This is a genomic window from Streptomyces caelestis, from assembly GCF_001279005.1.
Lineage (GTDB): Bacteria > Actinomycetota > Actinomycetes > Streptomycetales > Streptomycetaceae > Streptomyces > Streptomyces heliomycini.
Genome location: NZ_LGCN01000096.1, coordinates 38,219 through 61,341 on the forward strand (window position 1 = coordinate 38,219; position 23,123 = coordinate 61,341).

Consider the following 23,123-nt stretch of genomic DNA (forward strand, 5'->3'; position numbering starts at 1 on the left):
GCGGCCGGTGCGGCGGGTCAGGCGGCGCCGTCCTCCCGCCGGCCGGTGTCCTTGTCGTCGTCGACGATCTCCGCGTCGACGACGCCGTCGTCGTCCTGCGGGGCGGTGTGCTGTCCGGTTCCCCCGGCCGGGGTCTGCTGGGCCTGCGCGTACATCGCCTGGCCCATCTTCTGGCTGACGGTGGCGAGTTCCTCGACGGCGGCGCGCAGTTCGGCGGTGTCGGAGGACTCCTGCCCCAGCAGCCGCTTCACCTCCGTGACGGCCGACTCGACCTCGCTCCTGGTCCCGCCGGGCACCCTGTCGGCGTTGTCGTGCAGGAACCGCTCGGTCTGGTAGGCGAGTTGTTCGGCCTGGTTGCGGGTCTCGGCGGCCTCGCGGCGTTTGCGGTCCTCCTCGGCGTACTGGTCGGCGTCGCGCATCATGCGGTCGATGTCGTCCTTGGGGAGGGCCGATCCGCCGGTGACGGTCATCTTCTGTTCGCGGCCGGTGGCGAGGTCCTTGGCGGAGACGTGCATGATGCCGTTGGCGTCGATGTCGAAGGCCACCTCGATCTGCGGGATGCCGCGCGGGGCCGGGGGCAGGCCGGTGAGGTCGAAGACGCCGAGCTTCTTGTTGTAGGCGGCGATCTCGCGTTCGCCCTGGTAGACCTGGATGCCGACCGAGGGCTGGTTGTCGGTGGCGGTGGTGAAGATCTCCGAACGCCGGGTGGGGATCGTGGTGTTGCGTTCGATCAGTTTGGTCATGATGCCGCCCTTGGTCTCGATGCCCAGGGACAGCGGGGTGACGTCGAGGAGCAGCACGTCCTTGACGTCGCCGCGCAGGACGCCCGCCTGGAGGGCCGCGCCGAGGGCCACGACCTCGTCGGGGTTGACGCCCTTGTGCGGCTCCTTGCCGGTGAGTTCGCGGACCAGGTCGGTGACGGCGGGCATCCGGGTGGAGCCGCCGACCAGGATGACGTGGTCGATCGCGGAGAGCTCCACGCCGGCGTCCTTGACGGCCTGGTGGAAGGGCTTCTTGCAGCGCTCGAGGAGATCCGCGGTGAGCTCCTGGAACTGGGCGCGGGTGAGCTTCTCGTCGAGGTGCAGGGGGCCTTCGGCGGAGGCGGTGACGTAGGGCAGGTTGATCGAGGTCTCGGTGGACGAGGACAGCTCGATCTTCGCCTTCTCGGCGGCCTCCCGCAGCCGCTGCACGGCCATCTTGTCCTGCGCCAGGTCGACGCCGTACTGCCCCTTGAAGCGCTTGGCGAGGTACTCCACGACGCGTTGGTCCCAGTCGTCGCCGCCGAGGTGGGTGTCGCCGTTGGTGGCCTTCACCTCGATGACGCCCTCGCCGATGTCGAGCAGCGACACGTCGAAGGTGCCGCCGCCCAGGTCGAACACCAGGACGGTGTGGTCGTTCTCCTTGTCCAGGCCGTACGCCAGCGCCGCCGCCGTGGGCTCGTTGATGATCCTGAGCACCTTCAGGCCGGCGACCTCCCCGGCCTCCTTGGTGGCCTGCCGCTGGGCGTCGTCGAAGTACGCCGGCACGGTGATGACCGCGTCGGTGACGTCCTCGCCGAGGTAGGCCTCGGCGTCCCGGCGCAGCTTCTGCAGCACCCGGGCGGACAGTTCCTGCGCCCGGTAGCGGGTGCCGTCGACGGAACCCTGCTCGGGGAACCGCCAGTGCGCGTCGCCCATGTACCGCTTGACCGAGCGGGCGGTGCGTTCGACGTTCGTCACGGCCTGCCGTTTGGCGACCTCGCCGACCAGCACCTCGCCGTTCTTGGCGAAGGCCACCACCGAGGGGGTGGTGCGGGCGCCCTCCGCGTTGGCGATGACGGTGGGCTCACCACCCTCCAGCACGGCCACCACCGAGTTCGTGGTTCCCAGGTCGATTCCGACCGCACGTCCCATCGCTGTCCCCTTCCGCCAGGGCACCTCTCCGGACTTCCAGCACAAAACTTGAGTGGATGATTGTCAATAGGTTGAGCGGGTGGTTGTCAATGAGACGCACGGTCGCGCAGGGCCACGGCGCGGCGGGGCCGGTCGGTGACCAGCACGTCCACGCGCGGGTCGCCGAGGAAGCCGCGCAGCGCCGCGTCCTCGTTGACCGTCCACACCATGGTGAACAGTCCGCCCCGCGCCGCCTCGCGCAGCACGGTGGCGCGGGCCAGCCGCCAGTGCGCGGCGACGCCGTGGGCGCCGCAGGCGCGGACCCGGCGCAGGGGCAGCAGCTCGCCGATCCGGGTCCGCACCAGCCGGCCCCGGCGGATATCCCCGCCGTCCCGGCCGAGGGACAGCACGGTGCGCACCCGTGGGCGGGCGGCGGTGAGGGCGGCGACGGAGCTGTCCTCGAGGGTGGTGGCGACGAGTCCGTCCTCGCCGAGCAGGGCGACCGCGCGGTCGATCAGCTCCCTCTCGTAGCCGGTCTCCTTGAGGTCCAGATGGGCGACGAGCTTCCCGGCGACCAGCTCCATCACCTCGTCCACGACGGGCACGGGGTAGCCGGCGCGCTCGTTCAGCTCGGCGTGGGTGAGCGTGGACAGCGGCGGGCCGGTGCGGCCCGCGCGGGGGTCGTGGTGGACGACGAGGATTCCGTCCGCGGTGCGCCGCACGTCGAGCTCGACGTACTCCGCGCCGGACGCGAGCGCGTCCTCGTACGCCTCCCGGGTCGCCGGGGCGGCGCGCTCGGAGCCGCCCCGATGGGCGGAGACGGCGGGGCGTGGCGTCATGGTGGTCGGCTCCGGGTGGGAATGTGCCGCAGGCCGCCCCGGGAGGGAGCGGCCTGCGGTGGTGCGGTGCGGCGAGCGGGTCAGGCGAGCTTCGCCGTCAGGGTGATGTCCGTGCCCTTCAGCGCCTGGCTGACGGGGCAGTTCACCTTGGCGTCCTCGGCGGCGGCGACGAAACCGGCCTCGTCCAGGCCGGGCACGGAGCCCTCGACCGTGAGGTGGATGCCGGTGATGCCCTCGCCGGGCACGAAGGTGACGTCGGCGGAGGTGGTCAGCCGGGTCGGCGGGGTGCCGGCCTTGTCGAGACCGTTGGAGAGGGCCATCGAGAAGCAGCTGGAGTGCGCGGCGGCGATCAGCTCCTCCGGGCTGGTCTTCCCGTTCGCCTCCTCGGCCCGCGACGCCCAGGTGACCGGCTGCTCGGCGATGGCGCCGGAGGAGTCGAAGGCGACGACCCCGCTGCCCTTGAAGAGACTGCCTTCCCAAACGGTGTGTGCGGAGCGCGTGGCTGCCATGACGCATCCTTTCGAAAATGTCCGGCCGTGTGTCCGGCGGTGCTCGGTCCGGGTGCCCGGATCACCGGGCGCCCTCCCCCATCCGATCACATCACGGCTCAACTCACCCGGAAGACGGGCCCCCTCGCGGTGAACGGCAGCCGCGCGCCCTACGGAAGCGGGACCCCTCCGCAGGTCCCGGTGCGCCGCCCGGACGGGGGCGCGGGTGTCCGGACGGGAGCGGGCCGTCCCAAAGGGCCGGTCCGGTCGGTCCTCGCGTGGGCGCGGTCGCCGTGCACCGGGGCGGCGCAGCCGTGCCGGGCCGGCTCCCGCGGGCCGGCCCGCTCCGTCCCCCCGCGGCCGTCGAGGAACACCATGAGCCGGGGCCCCCGACGGCGGCCCCGGCGGCGGGGAGGTCCCGCAGGACGCGGTCCGGGACGCACAGGACGTCCGCGCGCACCGCCGGGTCCGGTTTCCGGAGCTCGTCCGGCGTGTGCCCGGCGGCCGGTCCGGCGCGCCGTCGTCCGCGGCCGTCGCCGGCGGATCAAGGGCCGCTCAGGCCGCGCGTTCCCGGTCCGGGGTCACGGGCAGGTCCGCCTCGCCCGACTCGGCCAGCCAGCGGCGCAGCACCTGGTGGACCTGTTCGGCGCCGGCGAGTTCCGTGCCGTCGGGGACGGGTGCGGACAGGGCGAGCGGGGACAGCAGGAAGGGGCGGGTCTGGGCGCCGCCGAGGCCGCCGTGGGAGCCGATCTGCTCCTCGAAGGCGAGGACCTCGCCGTCGGCGGGGTCGTGGAAGGAGTTGACCATGATGTCGGCGGTGTGCGGGAAGGTGTGGGTGCGGCGCACGACGTCGGCGGCGCCGGGGCCGAAGGCGGCCAGCGGGCCGGGGTCGTCGTCCAGTTCGTCCAGCGGGATCTCCGCGCCGTACGCGCCGAGGACGACCCCGCCGTGGCGTTCGCTGCGGACGAGGAGGAAGCCGATGCCGGGGTGGTTGGCGAGGGTCGCCAGCAGGGCGGGGTGGCGGGCGTCGATCTCCTCCTTGGTCATCCGGTGCGGCACGTCCGGGAAGGAGACCAGGCCGAGGTTGCCGGAGGCGAGCACGACGGGTTCGGAGCCGCGGGAGGGGCGGTAGTGCTCGGCGCCCTCCTCGACGGGCCGGCGCAGCGCCGCGCGGACGGCGGCGCGGGCCTCGGCGCCGCTGTGGGTGCGCCCGGCGCGGCGCGGCACGGGCAGTCCGCAGCCGGCCCGCACCAGGTCGCCGAGGGTGAGGCCGTAGCGGGAGCGGAAGGTCTCGCCGGGGCTCTGCCCGTGGTCGGAGAGGACGACGATCCGGTACGGGCGGGGGGCGTGCTCGGCGACGTTCTCGATCAGGGCGAGGGCGCGGTCGAGGCGCTGGAGGACCTTCTCGGTGTCCCGGCTCACGGGCCCGGAGTGGTGGGCGACCTCGTCGTAGGCCACCAGGTCCGCGTAGACGGCGGTGCGGCCCACCAGCAGGTCGCCCATCACGGCGGCGACCACGACGTCCCGTTCGACGACGGTCGCGAAGGCCCGTACGAACGGGTAGAGCCCGCCGCGCGAGACGCGCGGGCGCTGTCCCCGGAACCTGGCCCGGGTGGACTGGCCGATCTCCCGGCCCGCCTCGGCGACGAAGGACAACGCGGTGCGCACGGCGTTGGCGGGGTCGGAGAAGTACGCGAAGTAGCCCGCGCGGGAGCGGGCCGCCGGGCCGCGCCGGCGGGTGGTTATGGAGAGCACCAGGGCCTGTTCGTGGGCGCCGCCGCTGAAGAGGTTGCCGCGGCTGGCTCCGTCGTCGGCGAGCAGTCCGGCGTGGCCGGAGTGCTCGATGGCGCGGGCCTGGAGTTCGGCGGCGCTGGTGGGCCGGTTGCAGACCATGACCTCGCGGCGGGCCTTCTCGTACCAGCGGAAGGCGGGGACGTCGTGGTTGCTGCCGTGCAGGATGCCGAGCTGGCTGGCGCCGGTCTGGCTGGACCAGTCGGTGCGCCAGGGGGTGAGGCGGTGGGAGGGGCGGTCGCCGCCGGTGCCGGTGCCGAGCCAGCGGGCGGCGGTGGGCATCAGTCCCTTGTCGACGGCGTGCAGCAGGACGTCGTGGCCGACGCCGTCGAGTTGCAGGAAGACGGTGCCGGGGGTGGTGGGGCAGGGCGGGGCGGAGCCCCGTCTGCGGTGGGCGAGGCGGTAGAGGCGGCGGCGGTAGGCGTCGTCGTCGCGCACGGCGAGGGCGGCGCCGGTGGCGGAGGCGACCGCGGACATGACTGCGGCGACCACGACCGCCGTCTCCGGTGCGGCGGCGCCGCGTTCGACCGGTGTGACGTGCAGGGCCAGCCACAGCAGGGCGCCGTTGAGGAAGAACACCAGCAGACCCAGGACGAGCGCCGGCACCAGCAGCAGCAGGCGCACCAGCAGCGGCCAGACCAGGGCGGAGAGCAGACCGAAGGCGCCGGCGCCGAAGGCGGCGGTGACCGCGATGTCCGTGGCGCTGTCGCCGTCGGCCGAGCGCAGCCGGAAGTCGGGCAGGATGCCGGCGAGCAGCAGCATGGTGAGCGTGGAGACCACCCACACGGCGACACTCCGCCCGATCTGACTGGCGACCCGTCGCCACCGCCCGCCATCCACGCCCGCACACCTCACGTCCCGGCCGACCTGGCCCGTCTCCACCCTGTCACAACGGCCGGACGCGGCGTTCCGTCCCCGTCGCACGGGCCGGCGGCGGCTCGGCGAGCGTCGTGCCCGGCCGTCGGCGGCGACGGCCGCCGGCGCACACGCGCCTTCACCGCCGCGTCGCACGACGGTTCCGCACGGCCCGCCGTCCCCGCCCCGCGCACTCCCGTCCGGACTCCCCCGCGGAGGACGGCGCGTGTTCCGGCACCCGCGGGCTCGGCGCCACGAACAGGTCGGTCCCGGGCCGCGCTCCGTCCCCCGCACCGGCCCCGTGACGCCCCCTCGCCTCCGGTCCTCGCCGCCGGCCCTCCTCCTGCGCGTAGGCTTCGGGGAGTCGCACGAGGGAGGCGCGAAGGTGGCGGTGGAGGTCACGTGGTGGGGTCACGCCACCTGTACGGTCGAGGACGCGCGCACGCGGGTGCTCACCGACCCCCTGTTCGCCCGCCGGTTCGCCCACCTGCGGCGCCGGCGCGGCGCGGTGCCGCCGGCCGAGGCCCGGCGGGCGGACGTGGCCCTGGTCTCCCATCTGCACGCCGACCACCTGCACCTGCCGTCGCTGGCCCGGCTCGCGCCGGGCACGCGCCTGCTCGTGCCCCGGGGCGCGCGACGCGCGGTGCCGGGGCTGCGCCGGCTCACGCACCTCGCGGTGAGCGAGGTGGCGCCCGGCGATGTGACGAGGGTCGGCGGACTGGTCGTACGGGCCGTGCCCGCGCGCCACGACGGGCGGCGGCTGCCGGTCGGGCCGCACCGCTCCCCCGCCCTCGGCTACGTCCTGGAGGGCGAGGCGCGGACGTACTTCGCCGGGGACACCGGCCTGTTCGACGAGATGGCCAAGGACGTCGGGCCGGTCGACGTGGCGCTGCTCCCGGTGGGCGGCTGGGGGCCGTACCTGGGCGAGGGGCATCTGGACGCGGGACGCGCGGCCGAGGCGCTGGCCCGGCTGGGGGCGTCCAGCGCGGTGCCGGTGCACTACGGCACGTACTGGCCGATCGGGATGGACGCCGTGCGCCCGCACGAGTTCCACGCGCCGGGGCAGGAGTTCGAGCGGCAGGCGGCCCGGCACGCGCCCGGCGCGTCGGTGCACCGGCTGGGGCACGGGGAGCGCGTGCGCCTGGAGGTCGCGCGGTGATCCTTCCCGCCGCCCCGGGCCAGGCGGCCGGTGTGTCGCTGTCGTCGGTGGCCCTGCCCGCCGTGGCGCCCGGGTTCACCCAGCAGGCCGTCGGCTATCCCTCGCTGTTCCTGCTGGTGCTGATCGGGGCGCTGGTGCCGGTGGTGCCGACGGGCGCGCTGGTCAGTTCGGCGGCCGTGGTCGCCTTCCACCGGGCGGCGCCGTTCTCGATGGCGCTGGTGTTCGTGACGGCGTCGCTGGCGGCGTTCCTCGGGGACGTGGCGCTGTACTGGCTGGGGCGGCGCGGCATGACGTCGAAGAACGGCTCGCGCTGGCTGGAGGCGATCCGGGAGCGCGCCCCGGAGGACCGGCTGGCGTGGGCGCAGCGCAAGCTCGCCGACCACGAGGTGGCGGTGCTGGTGCTGTCCCGGCTGATCCCCGCCGGGCGGCTGCCGGTGATGCTGGCCTGTCTGGTCGCGAAGTGGCCGGTGCGGCGCTTCGTGCGGGGCAATCTGCCGGCCTGCCTGGCCTGGGCGGCGACGTACCAGCTGATCGGTGTCCTCGGCGGTTCGCTGTTCGCCGAACCGTGGCAGGGCGTGCTGGCGGCGATCGTGTTGACGGTGCTGATCAGTGTGGCGCCGGGCCTGTGGCGGCGGATGCGGGGGACGGCGGCGGGGTGAGGCGTGCGGGCGGCCCCGGTCACGTCAGGATCCGGGAGCCGCCCACCGGCAGGTCCCACAGCCGCTCGCGGGGCAGGCCCGTCCTCTCCCAGGCGGCGCGGACCCGGGTGAGCGGTTCCAGGACCGGTTCCGCGGACAGGACGAACGTGCCCCAGTGCATGGGGGCCATGTGGCGCGCGCCGAGGTCCTGGGCGGCGCGCACCGCCTCCTCCGGGTCGCAGTGGACGTCGGCCAGCCACCAGCGGGGGTCGTAGGCGCCGATGGGCAGCAGGGTGAGATCGATGCCGGGGTAGCGGCCGCCGATGCGGGAGAACCAGTGGCCGTAGCCGGTGTCCCCGGCGAAGTGGACGCGCCGCCCGTCGGGTCCGGTGAGCACCCAGCCGCCCCACAGGGAGCGGCAGGTGTCGGCGAGGGTGCGCTTGGACCAGTGATGGGCCGGCACGAAGTCGAAGCGGACTCCGCCGAGTTCGGCGGCCTCCCACCAGTCGAGCTCGGTGACGCGGGTGAACGCGCGGCGGTGGAACCAGGGGGCGAGCCCGGCCGGCACGAACATGGGGGTGTCGCGCGGCAGCCGGCGCAGGGTGGGGGCGTCCAGGTGGTCGTAGTGGTTGTGGCTGATGACGACCGCGTCCACGCGCGGCAGGGCCTCCCAGGGGACGCCGACGGGGGTGATCCGGGCGGGCGTGCCGAGGATGCGGCGGGACCAGACCGGGTCGGTGAGCACGGTGAGCCCGCCGATCCGCAGCACCCAACTCGCGTGCCCCACCCAGGTGACGGCGACCGTGCGGGCGTCGACGCGGGGCAGCGGGCCGGGGGCGCAGGGCAGCCGGGGGATGTCGGCGAGACCGTCCGGGGTGGGCCGTACGGCGCCCTCGCGGGCGAAGCGGGCGAGGGCCTTCAGGCCGGGCAGCGGGGACGTCAGCCGGTCGTGGAAGGTACGGGGCCACACCCGCCGTTCGGCGAGCGGGCGGGGTGCGGCCAGGGGCGGGTGCGGGGCGGCGGCCGGATCGCCGGCCTCCCGGGCGCCGGGTTCCGGAGCGGCCGTTCCGGTGGTCGATTCGGGGCGCTGCGTCATCGAGGGGGCTCCCGTCGCCGAGCGTCGTCACGGAGATCGTCGAAGACCGTCGTCAGTCGGGTCAACGCGCTTCGCACCTGCGGCAGTTCCAGGGGCGCGGGTGAGCTCAGGCCCTCCGCGCGCAGTGCGGCGGTGTCGCCCAGCAGGGGGGCGGTGGACAGCCGTACGCGCGGTGCTTCGAGATCGTCGCCGAAGCGGTGGCCACCCGGTGCGGGCATGCCGAGCCGGGTGGTGAGGAAGTCCTCCAGTTCCTGGGCGTCGCCGATGCCGTGCGCGTCGAGCGCGGGGGCCAGGGGGGTGAGGTCGACGTACAGGTGCCGGCCGCAGCAGGGCGGCCGGGCGAGGGCGCCCGCGGCGACGACGGCATGGTGCGCGGCGGCGGCCACGCGCGCGTGCAGGCGTACGCTGCCGGCGACGCGCGCGGTGACCGGTTCGGGCTCGGACAGCGCGTACGCCGCCGCGGCGGCGACGGGTGCGGCGACGCGCGCGTCGAGCGCGGTGAGCACGTCGAGCACGCGCGCGTGGAGCGCGTCGCCGTCCTCGCCCGCCGGGAAGCGGGCCACCGCCGCCGGCCAGCCCGGCGGGAGCAGGGCGCCGGCCAGGTCGGTGACGACGGTGACCCGGTCGGGCAGCATCTCGGCGGGGCTGAGCAGCACGGTGCCGTGCGGGTCGTGCAGGGTGTCGCGCCAGGTCTCGTCGCTGACCAGGTGGAGCCCTTCGGCGACGGCGGCCTCCAAGGTCTCGTGCAGCAGCTCGGGCGGGGTGACGCCGGCGGTGGGGTCGTCGGCGACGGAGAGCACCAGCAGGCGCGGGTCGCCGCCCTCGGCCCGCAGTCGGCGCACGGTCTCCAGCAGGGCGTACGGGTCGGGGACGCCACCGTTCTCGGCCGGGGTCGGCACCGGGAAGGCGGGGCGGCCGAGCAGGCGGGCGTAGGGGACCCACCAGGCGGCGCAGGGCCGGGGCACCAGGACGTCGCCGCCGAGGGCGGCGGTCAGCGCCACCAGCAGGGCGGGCGCGCCGGGGGCGACGGCCACCCGGTCGGGGGCGGCGGGCAGTCCGCGCCGGTCGCCGTAGCCGCAGGCCGCGTCCAGCAGGGCGGGCCCGCCGCCGACCGGTTCGGCGGCGGCGCGGGAGGCCGCGGCGGCGAGTACGGCGGACAGCTCGGGCAGGACGGGCAGCCCGTCCTCGGGGAGCACCGGCCCGAACCGGACGGGGCCGTGACCTTCCGGATCCGTCCGCCGCATCCCTACCTCCGCGCAGTCCCTGGTGCCGGTGCCGTGGCGCCCGCTCGTGCCCCGGACGACCTTCCTTGGGCCAGTCAGTACCCAGCGTGCCGCCTGCCATGGGCGCCGGGCCGGGCCGGGCCGCGCACGGCGCGGGCGTCAGCCGTCCGTGCGGGCGGTCCGGTCGCGGTGCACGCGGTGCGCGGCGGCGGCGCACGCGCCCGCGATCAGCAGACCGCCGGCGACCAGCGCGGGCACGGAATCGGTGAAGGCGCCGCCCCCGCCCGCGTGGACGCCCTGGTACGCGGGGGCACTGGCGCAGGGGGTGGCCTTCGACCCGGTGGGCTCGGGGGCGGGGGGCTTGTACGCGGTGGGTTCGGGCTTCGGCGCCTTCGGTCCGACGGCCCCGGGTTCGTCGGGGTCGCTTTCCTCGGGGTCCTCGGCATCCTCGAGGCCCTTGAGTTCCTCGGCATCCTCGGGCTCCTCGGGGGCGGGGATCCCCGCCTCGAGGCCCTCAAGGCCCTCGGGTCCCTCGGGATCCTCGGGACCGAGGCCGGCGTCGGATTCGGCGCCGGGCCCGTCCAGGGCCGTGCTCTTCGGTACGGCCGCCTCCGGCCCGCCCGGTTCCGGGGCGTCCGGTTCCCACCCGTGTTCCCCCGGTTCCGGGCAGGGCGCGTGGGAGGCGGCGCCCCAGGAGGCCCCGTCGTCCGGAACGGTGCCCGCGAACACGGCCGGCGCGAGCGCCACGAGGGCGGCGCCGGTGGCGGTGGCGAGGGACAGGGCACGGGCGGTGCGGCGCATGGTGCGGGCTCCTTCGAGCGACGGCGGGGCACGGCGTGCGGTCACGCCCCACAGCCATCACAGCCCCGTCACCGCCGCGGCGCTCGCCGCCGGACACCATTGGCGGGACCGGGCTCGCCCGTGCGGGTGAGGGGCCGCTGCCTCTCGCCGTCGTCCCGCATGACCTGCTCCCGTACCCGCCCGCAGCAGCGGCTGATCAGGCGGGAGACGTGCATCTGCGAGATGCCCAGCTCCTCGGCGATGCTGCTCTGCGTCATGTCGCCGAAGAACCGCATGTAGAGGATGGCCCGCTCCCGCTCGGGCAGCGCGGCCAGCCGTTCCCTGACGGCCTCGCGGTCGACCACGGTGTCCAGTGCCGGGTCGGGCGCGCCGAGCGCGTCGCCCAGCGAGTAGCCGTCGTCGCTGCCGGGCAGCTCGGCGTCCAGGGACAGTGCGGTGAAGCTCTCCAGCGCCTCCTGCCCGGTCCGCACGTCCTCCTCGCTCAGATCGGCGTGCTCGGCGATCTCGGCCACGGTCGCCCGGCGGCCGGAGACGGTCTGGGACAGGTCCTGGGAGGCGTGCCGGACGCGGTTGCGCAGCTCCTGGACCCGGCGCGGTACGTGCAGGGTCCACATGTGGTCGCGGAAGTGCCGTTTGATCTCGCCGGTGACGGTCGGCACGGCGTAGCTCTCGAACGCGTTGCCGAGCTCGGGGTCGTACCGGTCGACGGCCTTGACCAGGCCGAGCGCGGCGACCTGGTACAGGTCGTCGAAGCTCTCGCCGCGGCTGCGGAAGCGTCCGGCGAGGCGGCCGGCCATGGGCAGCCAGGCCTCGACGATCTCGTCACGGAGCGCGTCCCGCTCCGGGCCCGGGGCCAGTGCGGCGAGCCTGCGAAAGGCGTCCGCGGTGTCGGGGGCGTCGTCGTGAGGGTGTTTCGCGCTCGCTCGGGTCGGCATGGTGCGTCGCAGCTCCCTCGGGGGGTGCTCGGGGACGGACGGTCACCGTGGCGAGCGCACCGGTCGTGGAGCGGGTACGCCCGCAGCGGCGCGACACCGCCTCCACGGACGTGCCTCCTGTCCGAAGCACTGGACCTGCGCCTGCCCCCGTCTCACCGTCCCAAACTCCCCAGCCGGGCTTCGGACGGGTCGGCCTCGGGCGGTGCGGGTGGCAGCACGAAGTCCTCGTAGCGGCCCAGCATCAGGATCACGCCGAGCATGAGGGGCGGGATGAGCACGGCTAGCACCGCCATGGCCTGTCCTTTCCGGGAGGCGCGTGGGGGGCGTGGGGGTGCGGGTCTCCCGCCTTCCGGCGGCCAAACACCGGGCCGCGACGATCCGGTGCACGAACCCCTGTGTCGCCCTCCGCTCCTCGGGTACGCGGTGCGGACCCCGAAGGATCTGGAGGGAGACATGCAGCGAGGCAGCGACCGGCTCAGCGTCCACCGCGACGACGAGATGAAACACGAACTGCAGGGCCTGCTGCGGTCCGGGCACCCCACCCGCACCGAGGAGTGGCACGACCCGGAGCCGTTCGCCGACGACGACCCCGAGGTCGCGCGCGGCCCGGTGACGCCGGGCCGCGGCCCGACGTCCCTGGAGTCGGTGCGGCTGGAACTGGCCAGGATCCTGGGCCGCGGGGCGTTCCCCGCGGGACCGCGCCAGCTGATGCGCGCCCTGGACCGGCGGTACGCGCCCGACGCGCTCATCGAGGCGCTGGAGCGGCTGCCCCACAAGGACCGCTACGGCAGCGTCCAGGAACTGGCCGAGGCGCTGACCCGGTCCCGGCAGACGGAGACCGCGTAACCGGTCCGTCGGGGCGCCGCGGCCGGCCGCGGCGCCCCGACGGCCGGGATCGGAGGGAGGGCCCCGGTCATGGCCGAGTCCGTCAAGGACGTGATGACCCCGGGCGTGGTCGCCGTGCGCCCGGACGCCTCGATCGTCGAGGCGGCGCAGCTGATGCGCACCCAGGACATCGGCGACGTGGTGGTGGCCGACGGGCAGCGGGTCGTCGGCGTGCTCACCGACCGCGACATCACGGTCCGCGCGGTCGCCCGGGGCGCGGATCCGCTCGGGGTGAGCGTGGGATCGGTCTGTACGCCGGACCCGTTGACGCTCGCCCCGGACGATCCGGTGTCCTTCGCCGTCGCCCTGATGCGTGAGCACGCGATCCGCCGGATCCCGGTGGTCGAGGGCGGTCTGCCGGTCGGGCTGGTGAGCCTCGGCGACCTGGCCGAGGCGCGGGACTCCGGCTCGGCACTGGCCGACATCAGCCGTGCACGACCGGACAGGAACAGTTGAACGAAAGGACGTAGAGGCATCATGCGTATCGCATTCCTGACCGCGCCCGAGGGCGTGGAGCAGGTGGAACTGACCGAACCGTGGCAGGCGGCCGTGGACGCCGGTCACGAACCCGTGCTCGTGTCGACCAAGCCGGGGAAGATCCAGGCGTTCAATCACCTCGACAAGGCGGACACCTTCCCCGTGCAGGAGGTCGCCGGCGAGACGTCGGCGGACTCCTTCGACGGGCTGGTGCTGCCGGGCGGGGTGGCCAACCCCGACTTCCTGCGCATGGACGACAAGGCCGTCGCGTTCGTGCGGGACTTCTTCGCCCAGGGCCGGCCGGTCGCCGCGATCTGCCACGCCTCCTGGACCCTGATCGAGGCCGACGTGGTCCGCGACCGGGTGCTGACCAGCTGGCCCAGCCTGCGGACGGACCTCCGCAACGCCGGCGCCACCTGGGTCGACGAGCAGGTGAAGGTGTGCGACCACGGGTCGAACAAGCTGGTCACCAGCCGCAAGCCGGACGATCTCAAGGCTTTCTGCGAGACCTACCTGGAGGTGTTCGAGGCGGAGACGGCCGCGTAGGCCGAAGGCCGGTCAGGTGCCCGGGGTCGTGGGCGTCGCGGTGTCCGCGGCGCCCCGTTCCCGGGCGCCTTCGCGTGTGCGGCCGGGGGCCACCGGGCGGTTCGGATTGCGGCGCAGGTACTCGCCCTCCAGCTGCGCCATCCGCTCGTTGTGGGCGCGCAGCGCGCCGTTGGAGCCGTACAGCAGTGTGTCGTGGCGCGTGCGGTGGATGGTCTCCAGCTCCTTCATGAGCTGCTGGTCGTCCAGGCGGTCCGGCTCGACTCCGGTCATCGTGGCACCCCGCTCGTCGTGTGCGTTCATGCGGCCCGGGTACCCGCCCGGCCGGCACAGCACCACCTCGAACGGCAACCGGGAGGGAGCCATGGAACTCGCTTTCCTGCAACCACTCTACGAACGTCCCGGCCCCTGGGCCTCCGTCTACGTCGACACCTCCCGGCACACCGAGCACACCCCCCGGGAACGACGGCTGAAGGCCCAGGCACTGGCCGGTGAACTGGCCGACCAGGGGGCGGACGAGGCGACCTGCCGGGCGGTGCGCCACGCGCTGGAGGAGTTGCGGCACTCCAGCGAACCGCACGGCCGCGCGCTGTTCGCCCGGGACGGCGAGGTGGTGCTCGACCCGCCGCTGGCCCGGTCCCCGCAGCGCGACCGGGCCGAGTGGGCGCCGCTGCCCAGGGTCGCGCCGCTGCTGGAGCTGGCCGGCGAGGACCCGGTGTGCATCGTCGCCTACGTCGACCGCAGGGGCGCGGACTTCGAGCTGCGCAGCGCGCTCGGCCGGGACGACGTCGGCAGTGTGACCGGACGGCAGTGGCCGCTGCACCGGACCGGTTCCGTCGACTGGTCGGAGCGCCATTTCCAGCTGCGGGTGGAGAACACCTGGGAGCACAACGCCGCGGAGATCGCCGACGCGCTCGCCGTCTGCCACGAGGAGACCGGCGCCGACCTGCTGATCCTCGTCGGTGACGACCGTGAGCAGCGCTCCGTGCGGGAACGGCTGCCGCAGCGGCTGCACGACCTGGTGGTCGAGGCCTCGCACGGGGCCGGCAGCAGGCTGCTCGACGAGGACGTGGAGCGGATCCGCGCGGATCACGTCCAGGGCCGGGCCGCGGCGGAGCTGGAGCGGTTCCTCGCCGCCCGCAGCCCCGACGACGAGGGCCGCACGGGCGCCGTGGAGGGCGTGCCGGCGCTGGTCGAGGCCGCGCGCGAGCACCGGATCGACGAGCTGCTGATCCGGCCGGACTCGCCCGACGCGCACCGCGAGGTGTGGATCGGTGAGGATCCGGACCAGCTGGCGGTGCGGCGTACGGACCTGAAGGTGCTCGGCGAGCAGAACTCCTGGTCGGCGCGGGCGGACGACGCGCTGATCCGGTCCGCGGTCGCGACGGACGCGCCCACGCTGTCGGTGGCCGCGGCCCCGGGTGCGCGGGACGACGCGCCGACCGGCGGACTGGGCGCGCTGCTGCGCTGGAAGTGACCCGCGGGACGCCTCCTAGCGCACTCGTTCCACCCGGCGTTCGTCCCAGACCGGTTCGGGGGTCTCCCTGACGCGGCCGTCGCTGCCGAAGACCAGGAAGCGGTCGAAGGAGCGGGCGAACCAGCGGTCGTGGGTGACGGCGAGGACCGTGCCCTCGAAGCTCTCCAGGCCTTCCTGGAGGGCTTCGGCCGATTCCAGGTCGAGGTTGTCGGTGGGCTCGTCGAGGAGCAGGGCCGTGACGCCCTGGAGTTCCAGGAGCAGGATCTGGAAGCGGGCCTGCTGGCCGCCGGAGAGGCGCTCGAAGGTCTGCTCGGCCTGCTGGGTCAGTTCGTACCGGCGCAGGCGTGACATGGCGGCGCCCCGGTCCTGGGAGTGTTCGGCCCACAGGATGTCCAGGAGGGTGCGGCCCAGCAGTTCGGGGTGGGCGTGGGTCTGCGCGAAGTGTCCGGGCAGCACGCGCGCGCCGAGTCGCCAGTTCCCGGTGTGGGCCACGTCGTCGCCGGCGAGCAGGCGCAGGAAGTGGGACTTGCCGGAGCCGTTGGAGCCGAGCACCGCGACCCGTTCGCCGTAGAAGACCTCCAGGTCGAAGGGTTTCATCAGGCCGGTGAGTTCGAGCCGCTCACAGGTGACGGCGCGCATCCCGGTGCGGCCCCCCTTGAGGCGCATCCTGATGTCCTGCTCGCGCGGGGGCTCCGGCGGCGGTCCCGCCTCCTCGAACTTGCGCAGCCTGGTCTGGGCGGCGCGGTAGCGGGACGCCATGTCCGGGCTGTTCTCGGCTGCCTGGCGCAGCGTCAGGACCAGCTTCCTCAGCTGGGCGTGCTTCTCGTCCCAGCGGCGGCGCAGTTCCTCGAAGCGGGCGAAGCGTTCCCGCCGGGCCTGGTGGAAGGTGGCGAAGCCGCTGCCGTGCACCCATGCGTCGGCGCCCGCGGGGCCCGGTTCCAGGGAGACGATCTTCTGGGCGGCGCGGGCGAGGAGTTCGCGGTCGTGGGAGACGAAGAGGACGGTCTTGCGGGTCTCGGCGAGCCGTTCCTCCAGCCAGCGCTTGCCGGGTACGTCGAGGTAGTTGTCCGGCTCGTCGAGCAGCAGCACCTCGTCGGTGCCGCGCAGCAGCGCCTCGAGGACCAGGCGCTTCTGTTCGCCCCCGGAGAGGGTGCGGACCTCGCGCCACTGCGCCTTCTCGTACGGCACGCCCAGCGCGGCCGTGGTGCAGATGTCCCACAGCGTCTCGGCCTCGTACCCGCGCGCCTCGGCCCAGTCTGCGAGGGCCTGCGCGTACGCCAGCTGGGCGGCCTCGTCGTCGACCGTCATGATCGCGTGTTCGGCGGCGTCGACGGCACGGGCGGCCTCGCGGATCCTGGGCTGCGCCACGGAGACCAGCAGGTCGCGCACGGTCGTGGCGTCCCGTACGGAGCCGACGAACTGGCGCATCACGCCGAGGCCGCCGGTGACGGTGACGGAGCCGCCGTGCGGCTTCAGCTCGCCGGAGAGGAGGCGCAACAGGGTCGTCTTGCCCGCGCCGTTGGGCCCGACGAGGGCCACGACGGCCCCCTCCCCCACCCGGAAGGAGACATCGCCCAGCAGCGCCCTCCCGTCGGGGAGGTGGTACTCGAGGTGCGCGGCTTCCAGATGACCCATGACGGGAATTGTGCGGGGTCGCCGGCGCGGGCGGCAAACGGTTTTCGACAGGGGCGTACCAGAATGTGAAACGCATATCTCACCATACGGCCGGCGGGCGTAGCGTGAGTGCCCTCCTACGAGAGTGGAAGGGGTGGGTTCGTCATGCCGGAAGCGCGGGAGACCGCCGTCTACACGCACGGCCACCACGAGTCGGTGCTGCGCTCGCACACCTGGCGGACCGCCGAGAACTCGGCGGCGTACCTCCTCGGGGTCCTCAAGCCCCACATGCGGATCCTCGACGTCGGGTGCGGGCCCGGCACCATCACCGCCGACCTGGCGGGGCTCGTCCCCGACGGGCACGTCACCGGCCTCGACCGGGAGCCGGGGATCCTGGAGCGGGCCCGGGCGGTGGCCGGCGAACGGGGGCTGAGGAACACCGACTTCGCGGTGGGGGACGTGCACGCGCTGGACTTCCCGGACGACACGTTCTGCGTGGTCCACGCCCATCAGGTGCTCCAGCACGTGGGCGATCCGGTGGGGGCGCTGCGCGAGATGCGGCGGGTGACCAAGCCGGGCGGGTTCGTCGCCGTACGGGACTCGGACTACGCGGCGATGACCTGGTATCCCCCGTCGGCGGGCATGGACGACTGGCTCGACCTCTACCGGCGGGTGGCCCGGGCCAACGGGGGCGAGCCGGACGCCGGGCGGCGACTGAGGTCCTGGGCGCTCGCCGCGGGTTTCACGGACGTCACCGCGTCCTCGGGCACCTGGACCTTCTCGACCGCCGGGGAGCGGGCCTGGTGGAGCGGCCTGTGGGCGGACCGCACGGTGGCGTCGGCCTATGCCGAGCGGGCGGTCGACGGCGGCCACGCCACCCGGCAGCAGCTGCGGGACGTGGCCGGGGCGTGGCGGGAGTGGGGCGACCGGGACGACGGCTGGTTCAGCGTGCTGCACGGGGAGATCCTCTGCCGCAAGGAGGCCCGAGCCGCGTCGGCGAGGTGACGGCGAGGCCCCCGGGACGGGGTCCCGGGGGCCGGCCCCGGGTTCAGTCCCGGGGAAGCAGCGGTCCGAGCGGCCCGAGGTCCAGGTTCAGGTCCTCGGGCCGCAGTCCGTAGCGGTTGCGCAGTTCCGCCATGCGGTCCTCGAGCAGCATGAGGGTGAGCCCGACCCGCTCCTCCTGCTCCTCGCTCAGGTCCCCCTCGTCGAACCGGCGCACCGCCTGCCGCTCCATGAGCTGGCGCAGCAGTTCCACGACGGTGAGCACCAGCTTGATCAGGTCGCGTTCGACCGTGTCCGGCTCCAGGTCCAGGCTCCTGCGCCGACTGTCGTGCGGCTCGACGTGCCGCCCGCCCGGGCCGGCCGTCACCGCGACTCCTCGAAGGGCGAGGGGACCCGCGCGTTCACGGAGCTGATGAGCGCGTTCAGGTCGATGCGGACCAGGTCGACGTCCGCGATGCGCAGCGTGATGTCCCCCTTGATGACGACCCCGCCGGCCAGCAGCCGGTCGAGCAGGTCCACCAGGGCTATCTCGCGGCGTTCGACGACGGTCACGGGCCCTCCTTCCCGGTGGCTGCCTCACCGGCGAACGAATAGGCCGCCCAGGGGCCGGTGAGTTCGACCCGTATCCCGGGCACGTCGTCCTTGGTGCGGTCCACCTTCTCCACGAACTCCTCGGACTTCACCCGGGGCACCAGATAGGCGGCGTTGAGCACATTGCGCCCGGAGGCGCCGGAGAGCGTGGGATTCTGCGGTGCGTGCAGCCGGGAGTCCTCGGCGACCCCGGAAAGGGTCTCGTGCAGCCGGGTCGCGAACGTCTCGGCCCGCTGCCACAGGTCGTCCTGCGACTTCGTCTGCATACGCCGCTGACGCAGGTAGTCCCGGCCGGACGCCGGTTTCGGCGCGGGCGCGGCGGAGGTTTCCGGCGTCCGCTCCGACTCGACGTAGACCTTGACGCCCCACTCGACCCGGCCCTCCAGCCGGTCCAGGGTGCGCAGGAAGCTCTCCTCGCGCTCCTCCATCATGGTCCGTACGCCGCTGTCGTCGCGGAACACGGTGCCGAGGCGCAGCGGCAACGGGGTCGTGACGGTGGTGAGCGCGTCGATCACGCCCTGGTGGGCGCGGGCGACCGTGGTCAGCCAGTCGAGGTCCTCCAGATGCGCGCGCAGCGGTTCCTCGGAGAAGTCCGCCTCGGGCACGTGGCTGACGACGGCCACCAGACCGTGGTGGGGCAGCAGCCGGGGCGGATCGCCTCCGACCCCGGTCAGCTGTGCCTGGAGCGGTGTGCCGTAGGGGCGGCAGACCGCGTAGACGTACCGCAGTCCGGTCACGGACCCTCCTCCTGTGCGTGGCGGGACTCCAGCCCCAGTTCCTCCAGCCGGGCCAGCCGTTCACGCAGCTCCGCGTTCTCCCTGGCCAGTTCGTCACGCCTGGCGCGCGAGGACAGCGCCGGGTCGGACTCCCACCAGTCGATCCCCATCTCCTTCGCCTTGTCGACGGAGGCGACGACGAGCCGCAGTTTGATGGTGAGGAGTTCGATGTCCAGCAGGTTGATGCGGATGTCACCAGCGATCACGACACCCTTGTCGAGCACCCTTTCCAGGATGTCGGCGAGATTGGCGCCGCCGCCCTGGCCGTACGGCTCGGGAAGCCGGCTGGGGGTCGTCATCGGCGGCTCCGGCTTTCGGGCTGCTCGTCCTCGTACTCAGTCTCGTCCTCGTACTCGTCCTCGGGGTACTCGTCCTCCTCGTACCCGTCCTCGGACTCCTCAGGCTCCTCGGCTTCTTCCTCCTCGGGCTCCGGCTCGTACTCCTCCTCGGGTTCCGTGCCGGCTTCGTCCTCGGGCTCGCCCTCTTCCTCTTCCTCGTACTCGGCCTCGGCCTCTTCCTCGTCCTCGGGTTCCTCGTCGTGCTCGTCCGAAGGGGCCTCGTTCTCCTCCTCGGAGGGGCCTTCGTTCTCCTCCTCGGCGAGGGCGTCCTCGTGGCTGCGGACGACCTCCCCGTCGCGGATCTCGCCCCGCCAGCTGTCCTCGGCCTCGCCCTTGAGGGTGATGAAGCGGGCGAAGTTCTTCAGGTCGAGCCGGGCGCGGCGGCCCTGGGCGCGCCAGATGTTGCCCGTCTTCTCGAAGAAGCCCGAGGGGTAGTACTCGATGACCAGCAGGACCCGGGTGAGCCGGTCGGCGAGGCGGTGGAAGGAGACGACGCCCCTCGTCGTGCCCTTGGCGCCCTCCGAGGACCAGGCGATGCGGTCGTCGGGGACCTGCTCGGTGGTCTTCGCCTTCCAGCTGCGGTTGGACCACCAGATCTTCGCCTGCCAGTCCGACGTGGTGTCGTCGGACTTGTTGGCGCTCTTGACGCCCTTGGCGAAGGTGCTGAAGTCCTGGTACTGGGTCCACTGGTCGTACGCCGTGCGCAGCGGGACACCGACGTCGATGTACTCCATGATGACGGTGGGCTTCTGGCCGGCGGACTTCTTGCGCTTGCCCTTGCCCTTGCCGCCGCCCAGGCCCTTCAGCGCGCCCATCACGTTGTCCTTGGCCCGTGAGGCGCCGACTTCGACGGCGCTGCGCAGGGGGCTCTTGCCCTCCGCGATCTTGCGGCCGCCGTCGAGGGCGAGCTTGGCGAAGCCCGGGCTGTTGCCCTCTGCGATGTCGTTGAGCTTGTTCGTGGTCTCGCCGAGCTTGTGGCCGAGGCCGGTCAGCATCCGGGTGGCCTGGGCCGCGAGGTAGTCCTGCAGTTCGGCCTTGAGCCGTTCGGCGGCCTCGCTGTGGGCCACGTCGGCGAGCGGGTTCTTCGACGCGCCGTTCTGTGCGGCGGAGCCGGCCCGTCCGAGGGTCTCGCTCATCACTCACCGCCTCCCTTCGTGGTGCGGGAGCGGGCGCCGCGGGCCGCGGCGGCGGTCTTCTTCGCCGCCGTCCTCCTCGCGGGAGCCGTCTTCTTCGCCGCCGTCTTCTTCGCGGGGGCGGCCTTCTTCCCCGGCGCCTTCTTGGCCGCCGGCTTCTTGGCCGGCCGCTCGGAGGCCGGCTCCTCCTCGTCCGACGGCTCCCGGTCCTCCGCCTCGGCGCCTTCGGCGTCCTCGGAGCCCTCCGTGTCCTCGGCGCGTTCCTCGTCGGCCTCGTCCTCGTCCTTCGGACCACCGCCCGCCAGCCGGTCGCGCATGTCGGCGGTACGGCCGTGCAGCCGGTCGGCGAGGGAGCCGAGCTGCCGCTCGACCAGCGCGCCGGAGGCTGCCTTGCCGACACCGCGCATGTCACCGCGGAGCTGGTCGCCGAGTTCCTTGAACTGCGGGTTGTTCCGCAGCTGCTGGGACACCAGGTCGGTGACCATGCGCGGGCTGAGGTTCAGCTTCTTGCCCGCCACCATGCCTCCGACGGCGAGCGCCATCTTCAGCTTCTTGGTCCGTCCGAGGAGATATCCGGCCCCGATCGCGAGGCCCAGTCCCGTTCGATTCACTGTCCTGCCGTCCCATCCCCCGCACCTGCGCCCGTGCGCGTCGCGGTCTCCAGCCGGTCGAGGAGTTCGTCCTCCTGGCGGTCGAACTCCTCCTCGCTGATCTCTCCGGCTTCCAGCTGTTCCTCCAGCCGGGCCAGTTCGGCGCGTATCGTGGCGGGGTCGTAGTAGATGCGTTCCGCTTCCTTCAGCACCTGCCTGATGGCCCAGCCGCCACCGCGTACCGGTGCGAACGGCAGCAGCAGCACCTCCGAGATCAGGCCCATGTCGTCACCCCATTTCGGCGTCCGTTCCGCCGGCCGCGGTGCCCGCCGGCTCGGCCGGCCCGGGCTCGACGAAGCTGTACGGCGGCAGCGGTCCGTTCAGACGCACCTCGAGGTGGGGCATGTCCGCGCGGACCTGCTCCACCGCCGCCAGGAATTCCTCCGCCGTCTCCCGCTTCACCAGGTAGGAGACGTTGGCGAGCCAGCCCGTGGACTCGGGGCCCACGCTCACCGCGTCGGCCGCCCCTTCCAGCGCGTGCTCCAGCGCGGCGCCGTCCTCGGACTCCTTGGCCTTGACCGCCGCGGCGACCATCTCGCCGAGCCGGATCTTGTCCTCGTAGCTGCCGCCGCCGGACTGGCGGTTGGCCTCCGCGAGAGCGCGGATCTCCGGGTTTCCGGCCATCACGTGGTGCAGGACGGCGTCCTCGACGTGGTTGGCCTTGACGTTGTACTCGACCCGGTCGTCCAGCGCGTGCAGCCGCTCCAGGTAGTGCTCGGCGCGCTCGGCGAGGACACCGGTGACGGAGTCGTCGTCCGGGGCGACGCTCCCGAAGCGCATGGGCAGCACGCACCCGGCCGCGCCGATCTCGCTGAGCACGTTCTGGTGGGCGAGCAGTTCCCGACGCTTGGGGCGCAGCCCCTCGGGCGCGTCGCTGACGACGGCCGCCAGGTCTCCCTCCCGCAGGATGCGCACCGGACGCGACGGATCACCGACGCCGCCCATGCCCTCGGGCAGCGACGGGTGCGAGGCCGCCGTGATGCCGTAGACGTACGTGCTCACTCCTGCTCCTCCTTACGACGGGCGGCGGTGCTCTTGCGGGTGCGCGGACGCGACTCGGTCTCACGCTCGGACCCGCCCTCGCGCGCCTGCTTGAAGGCGTCGGAGATGGTGTCGGCGGCGCCGGACAGCGCCCCCTTGGACTTGCCGCGGGCGCCGGACTCGGTGACCTCCCCGACGATCTCGGGCAGCCCCGGGCTCTTGCGCGGCCCGGCCTCCAGGTCGAGGCGGTTGCACGCCTCGGCGAAGCGGAGGTAGGTGTCGACGCTCGCGACGACGACACGGACGTCGATCTTGAGGATCTCGATGCCGACCAGGGACACGCGCACGAAGGCGTCGATGACGAGCCCCCTGTCCAGGACGAGCTCGAGTACGTCGTAGAGACCGCTGCTGCCGCCTCCACCACCGGTCTGCTGTGCCGGTACGACTGTCATTCCGACTGCCCCTCCTTGTCTGTGGGTGTGGGTGTGGGTCCGGCCGGGCGGCCTAGGACCTGCGCGCGTCGGCGCGGCCCCGCTCGTAGCGGCGGACCCGCCGGTAGCCGGTGAGCTGTCCGTTCGCGTCCAGCTCCACCTGGTAGCTCGCCATCAGGCTCATCGTGTCGGGCACCCGCTCGAGTTCGAGGACCTCGACCTCGAGTGCCCAGCCCTCCTCCGTCTGCTCGAAGGACGACACGGACTCGGCTTCCATCCCGGTGAGCTCGGCGAGCTGGCCGCGTGCCTGACGCAGCACCTCCATCGGCCCCGGCTTCTTGGCGCTTCTGCTGTTCTCCGTCGACTTGCGGGTTTTCTGTGAGTCCTGGGTTTCCTGTGAACCCTGTGACTCTTCGGTGTTCTTCGTGTTCGTCATGGCCACCTCCCCCTCCGTGTGGCCGCAAGCGTGTTCGCCAAACCTCCGTGCGCCCGGCCGATCTCCGCGGCCGGGCATCGTGCCCGGTGGGAG

The 23,123-nt window shown here is 73.5% G+C and carries 28 protein-coding genes; 7 read left to right on the top strand and 21 right to left on the bottom strand.

Translation table 11 applies throughout. The features are described 5' to 3' along the window. Positions 1–17 precede the first annotated feature (17 nt). The 4 genes from dnaK to ADK41_RS09515 all read right to left on the bottom strand — a co-directional run bounded on the left by dnaK (position 18) and on the right by ADK41_RS09515 (position 5,829). Entirely contained in the window at positions 18–1,892 is a 1,875-nt protein-coding gene (gene dnaK, locus ADK41_RS09500; RefSeq protein ID WP_030819080.1) for a molecular chaperone DnaK, read from the bottom strand. 86 nt (positions 1,893–1,978) lie between these two features. Further along, positions 1,979–2,710 (bottom strand): glycerophosphodiester phosphodiesterase family protein, encoded by a 732-nt coding sequence (locus tag ADK41_RS09505; protein WP_030819082.1) that lies wholly within the window; start codon positions 2,708–2,710, stop codon positions 1,979–1,981. Positions 2,711–2,790: 80 nt separating this feature from the next. Further along, positions 2,791–3,219, bottom strand: coding sequence for an OsmC family protein (locus tag ADK41_RS09510; RefSeq protein ID WP_030819084.1), 429 nt, complete (start codon positions 3,217–3,219; stop codon positions 2,791–2,793). A gap of 534 nt (positions 3,220–3,753) precedes the next feature. Continuing rightward, a complete protein-coding gene (locus ADK41_RS09515; RefSeq protein WP_078661758.1) occupies positions 3,754–5,829 on the bottom strand; it encodes a phage holin family protein in 2,076 nt (691 codons plus the stop codon). A gap of 400 nt (positions 5,830–6,229) precedes the next feature. Here ADK41_RS09515 and ADK41_RS09520 point away from each other — a divergent pair, with 400 nt between their 5' ends. Together ADK41_RS09520 and ADK41_RS09525 are read left to right on the top strand one after the other, a co-directional pair. Then, positions 6,230–7,003, top strand: a complete 774-nt coding sequence (locus ADK41_RS09520; RefSeq protein WP_030819088.1) for an MBL fold metallo-hydrolase — start codon at positions 6,230–6,232, stop codon at positions 7,001–7,003. Between the two features lie 32 nt (positions 7,004–7,035). Further along, positions 7,036–7,662, top strand: coding sequence for a DedA family protein (locus ADK41_RS09525; RefSeq protein ID WP_051842820.1), 627 nt, complete (start codon positions 7,036–7,038; stop codon positions 7,660–7,662). A 19-nt stretch (positions 7,663–7,681) separates the two neighbouring features. On the opposite strand, the gene ADK41_RS09530 is transcribed toward ADK41_RS09525, so the two are convergent. From ADK41_RS09530 to ADK41_RS42050, 5 genes are all read right to left on the bottom strand, one after another. After that, on the bottom strand, positions 7,682–8,737 hold the full coding sequence (locus tag ADK41_RS09530) for an MBL fold metallo-hydrolase (protein ID WP_030819092.1): 1,056 nt from the start codon (positions 8,735–8,737) through the stop codon (positions 7,682–7,684). Next, complete coding sequence (locus ADK41_RS09535) at positions 8,734–9,981, bottom strand: aminotransferase class I/II-fold pyridoxal phosphate-dependent enzyme (protein WP_030819094.1); 1,248 nt, start codon at positions 9,979–9,981, stop codon at positions 8,734–8,736. The genes ADK41_RS09530 and ADK41_RS09535 overlap by 4 nt, the downstream gene beginning before the upstream one ends. Positions 9,982–10,119: 138 nt before the next feature. Further along, positions 10,120–10,761, bottom strand: a complete 642-nt coding sequence (locus ADK41_RS09540) for a hypothetical protein (protein WP_030819096.1) — start codon at positions 10,759–10,761, stop codon at positions 10,120–10,122. A gap of 68 nt (positions 10,762–10,829) precedes the next feature. Continuing rightward, on the bottom strand, positions 10,830–11,696 hold the full coding sequence (locus ADK41_RS09545; RefSeq protein WP_167353463.1) for an RNA polymerase sigma factor SigF: 867 nt from the start codon (positions 11,694–11,696) through the stop codon (positions 10,830–10,832). A 152-nt stretch (positions 11,697–11,848) separates the two neighbouring features. After that, positions 11,849–11,989, bottom strand: a complete 141-nt coding sequence (locus ADK41_RS42050; protein ID WP_167353464.1) for a hypothetical protein — start codon at positions 11,987–11,989, stop codon at positions 11,849–11,851. A gap of 160 nt (positions 11,990–12,149) precedes the next feature. On the opposite strand from ADK41_RS42050, the gene ADK41_RS09550 reads away from it, so the two are divergent. The 3 genes from ADK41_RS09550 (at position 12,150) to ADK41_RS09560 (ending at position 13,604) form a co-directional block, all read left to right on the top strand. Continuing rightward, positions 12,150–12,542, top strand: coding sequence for a DUF2795 domain-containing protein (locus tag ADK41_RS09550; protein ID WP_030819099.1), 393 nt, complete (start codon positions 12,150–12,152; stop codon positions 12,540–12,542). A 69-nt stretch (positions 12,543–12,611) separates the two neighbouring features. After that, positions 12,612–13,037 (top strand): CBS domain-containing protein, encoded by a 426-nt coding sequence (locus tag ADK41_RS09555; protein WP_030819101.1) that lies wholly within the window; start codon positions 12,612–12,614, stop codon positions 13,035–13,037. A gap of 21 nt (positions 13,038–13,058) precedes the next feature. After that, positions 13,059–13,604 carry a type 1 glutamine amidotransferase domain-containing protein gene (locus ADK41_RS09560; protein WP_030819103.1) on the top strand — a complete coding sequence of 182 codons (546 nt, stop codon included), beginning with the start codon at positions 13,059–13,061 and terminating at the stop codon, positions 13,602–13,604. A gap of 12 nt (positions 13,605–13,616) precedes the next feature. Here ADK41_RS09560 and ADK41_RS09565 read toward each other — a convergent pair whose 3' ends face one another. Next, positions 13,617–13,904 (bottom strand): DUF6158 family protein, encoded by a 288-nt coding sequence (locus ADK41_RS09565; RefSeq protein WP_030819105.1) that lies wholly within the window; start codon positions 13,902–13,904, stop codon positions 13,617–13,619. A gap of 61 nt (positions 13,905–13,965) precedes the next feature. On the opposite strand from ADK41_RS09565, the gene ADK41_RS09570 reads away from it, so the two are divergent. Beyond that, positions 13,966–15,078, top strand: a complete 1,113-nt coding sequence (locus ADK41_RS09570; protein WP_030819107.1) for a Vms1/Ankzf1 family peptidyl-tRNA hydrolase — start codon at positions 13,966–13,968, stop codon at positions 15,076–15,078. Between the two features lie 15 nt (positions 15,079–15,093). Here ADK41_RS09570 and ADK41_RS09575 read toward each other — a convergent pair whose 3' ends face one another. Further along, a complete protein-coding gene (locus tag ADK41_RS09575) occupies positions 15,094–16,713 on the bottom strand; it encodes an ABC-F family ATP-binding cassette domain-containing protein (protein ID WP_030819109.1) in 1,620 nt (539 codons plus the stop codon). A 144-nt stretch (positions 16,714–16,857) separates the two neighbouring features. On the opposite strand from ADK41_RS09575, the gene ADK41_RS09580 reads away from it, so the two are divergent. Further along, a complete protein-coding gene (locus tag ADK41_RS09580; protein ID WP_030819111.1) occupies positions 16,858–17,697 on the top strand; it encodes a methyltransferase domain-containing protein in 840 nt (279 codons plus the stop codon). 43 nt (positions 17,698–17,740) lie between these two features. On the opposite strand, the gene ADK41_RS09585 is transcribed toward ADK41_RS09580, so the two are convergent. Genes ADK41_RS09585 through ADK41_RS09630 form a run of 10 tightly spaced genes read right to left on the bottom strand, consistent with a single transcriptional unit; the run spans position 17,741 to position 23,030 of the window. Then, complete coding sequence (locus ADK41_RS09585; RefSeq protein WP_051842783.1) at positions 17,741–18,061, bottom strand: gas vesicle protein K; 321 nt, start codon at positions 18,059–18,061, stop codon at positions 17,741–17,743. Next, positions 18,058–18,246: a gas vesicle protein gene (locus tag ADK41_RS09590; protein ID WP_030819115.1), complete on the bottom strand. Its 189-nt coding sequence runs from the start codon at positions 18,244–18,246 to the stop codon at positions 18,058–18,060. The genes ADK41_RS09585 and ADK41_RS09590 overlap by 4 nt, the downstream gene beginning before the upstream one ends. Next, positions 18,243–19,022: a GvpL/GvpF family gas vesicle protein gene (locus ADK41_RS09595; RefSeq protein WP_030819117.1), complete on the bottom strand. Its 780-nt coding sequence runs from the start codon at positions 19,020–19,022 to the stop codon at positions 18,243–18,245. The genes ADK41_RS09590 and ADK41_RS09595 overlap by 4 nt, the downstream gene beginning before the upstream one ends. Then, positions 19,019–19,360, bottom strand: a complete 342-nt coding sequence (locus ADK41_RS09600) for a gas vesicle protein (RefSeq protein ID WP_030819119.1) — start codon at positions 19,358–19,360, stop codon at positions 19,019–19,021. Before ADK41_RS09600 ends, ADK41_RS09595 begins: the two co-directional genes overlap by 4 nt. Then, positions 19,357–20,535 carry an SRPBCC family protein gene (locus ADK41_RS09605; RefSeq protein WP_030819121.1) on the bottom strand — a complete coding sequence of 393 codons (1,179 nt, stop codon included), beginning with the start codon at positions 20,533–20,535 and terminating at the stop codon, positions 19,357–19,359. Before ADK41_RS09605 ends, ADK41_RS09600 begins: the two co-directional genes overlap by 4 nt. Next, on the bottom strand, positions 20,535–21,143 hold the full coding sequence (locus ADK41_RS09610) for a hypothetical protein (protein ID WP_030819123.1): 609 nt from the start codon (positions 21,141–21,143) through the stop codon (positions 20,535–20,537). The genes ADK41_RS09605 and ADK41_RS09610 overlap by 1 nt, the downstream gene beginning before the upstream one ends. Beyond that, positions 21,140–21,406 (bottom strand): gas vesicle protein GvpG, encoded by a 267-nt coding sequence (locus ADK41_RS09615; protein ID WP_030819125.1) that lies wholly within the window; start codon positions 21,404–21,406, stop codon positions 21,140–21,142. Before ADK41_RS09615 ends, ADK41_RS09610 begins: the two co-directional genes overlap by 4 nt. 4 nt (positions 21,407–21,410) lie before the next feature. After that, entirely contained in the window at positions 21,411–22,184 is a 774-nt protein-coding gene (locus tag ADK41_RS09620) for a GvpL/GvpF family gas vesicle protein (protein ID WP_030819127.1), read from the bottom strand. After that, positions 22,181–22,615, bottom strand: a complete 435-nt coding sequence (locus ADK41_RS09625) for a gas vesicle structural protein GvpA (RefSeq protein WP_030819129.1) — start codon at positions 22,613–22,615, stop codon at positions 22,181–22,183. Before ADK41_RS09625 ends, ADK41_RS09620 begins: the two co-directional genes overlap by 4 nt. A gap of 52 nt (positions 22,616–22,667) precedes the next feature. Continuing rightward, a complete protein-coding gene (locus ADK41_RS09630; protein ID WP_030819131.1) occupies positions 22,668–23,030 on the bottom strand; it encodes a gas vesicle protein in 363 nt (120 codons plus the stop codon). Positions 23,031–23,123: the final 93 nt, after the last annotated feature.

Bases quoted from the DNA above. Each gene is read 5' to 3' on its own strand.
- dnaK (WP_030819080.1), bottom strand. From the start codon at position 1,892: ATGGGACGTGCGGTCGGAATCGACCTGGGAACCACGAACTCGGTGGTG.
- ADK41_RS09505 (WP_030819082.1), bottom strand. From the start codon at position 2,710: ATGACGCCACGCCCCGCCGTCTCCGCCCATCGGGGCGGCTCCGAGCGC.
- ADK41_RS09510 (WP_030819084.1), bottom strand. From the start codon at position 3,219: ATGGCAGCCACGCGCTCCGCACACACCGTTTGGGAAGGCAGTCTCTTC.
- ADK41_RS09530 (WP_030819092.1), bottom strand. From the start codon at position 8,737: ATGACGCAGCGCCCCGAATCGACCACCGGAACGGCCGCTCCGGAACCC.
- ADK41_RS09535 (WP_030819094.1), bottom strand. From the start codon at position 9,981: ATGCGGCGGACGGATCCGGAAGGTCACGGCCCCGTCCGGTTCGGGCCG.
- ADK41_RS09540 (WP_030819096.1), bottom strand. From the start codon at position 10,761: ATGCGCCGCACCGCCCGTGCCCTGTCCCTCGCCACCGCCACCGGCGCC.
- ADK41_RS09545 (WP_167353463.1), bottom strand. From the start codon at position 11,696: ATGCCGACCCGAGCGAGCGCGAAACACCCTCACGACGACGCCCCCGAC.
- ADK41_RS42050 (WP_167353464.1), bottom strand. From the start codon at position 11,989: ATGGCGGTGCTAGCCGTGCTCATCCCGCCCCTCATGCTCGGCGTGATC.
- ADK41_RS09550 (WP_030819099.1), top strand. From the start codon at position 12,150: ATGCAGCGAGGCAGCGACCGGCTCAGCGTCCACCGCGACGACGAGATG.
- ADK41_RS09555 (WP_030819101.1), top strand. From the start codon at position 12,612: ATGGCCGAGTCCGTCAAGGACGTGATGACCCCGGGCGTGGTCGCCGTG.
- ADK41_RS09560 (WP_030819103.1), top strand. From the start codon at position 13,059: ATGCGTATCGCATTCCTGACCGCGCCCGAGGGCGTGGAGCAGGTGGAA.
- ADK41_RS09565 (WP_030819105.1), bottom strand. From the start codon at position 13,904: ATGAACGCACACGACGAGCGGGGTGCCACGATGACCGGAGTCGAGCCG.
- ADK41_RS09570 (WP_030819107.1), top strand. From the start codon at position 13,966: ATGGAACTCGCTTTCCTGCAACCACTCTACGAACGTCCCGGCCCCTGG.
- ADK41_RS09575 (WP_030819109.1), bottom strand. From the start codon at position 16,713: ATGGGTCATCTGGAAGCCGCGCACCTCGAGTACCACCTCCCCGACGGG.
- ADK41_RS09580 (WP_030819111.1), top strand. From the start codon at position 16,858: ATGCCGGAAGCGCGGGAGACCGCCGTCTACACGCACGGCCACCACGAG.
- ADK41_RS09600 (WP_030819119.1), bottom strand. From the start codon at position 19,360: ATGACGACCCCCAGCCGGCTTCCCGAGCCGTACGGCCAGGGCGGCGGC.
- ADK41_RS09605 (WP_030819121.1), bottom strand. From the start codon at position 20,535: ATGAGCGAGACCCTCGGACGGGCCGGCTCCGCCGCACAGAACGGCGCG.
- ADK41_RS09615 (WP_030819125.1), bottom strand. From the start codon at position 21,406: ATGGGCCTGATCTCGGAGGTGCTGCTGCTGCCGTTCGCACCGGTACGC.
- ADK41_RS09625 (WP_030819129.1), bottom strand. From the start codon at position 22,615: ATGACAGTCGTACCGGCACAGCAGACCGGTGGTGGAGGCGGCAGCAGC.
- ADK41_RS09630 (WP_030819131.1), bottom strand. From the start codon at position 23,030: ATGACGAACACGAAGAACACCGAAGAGTCACAGGGTTCACAGGAAACC.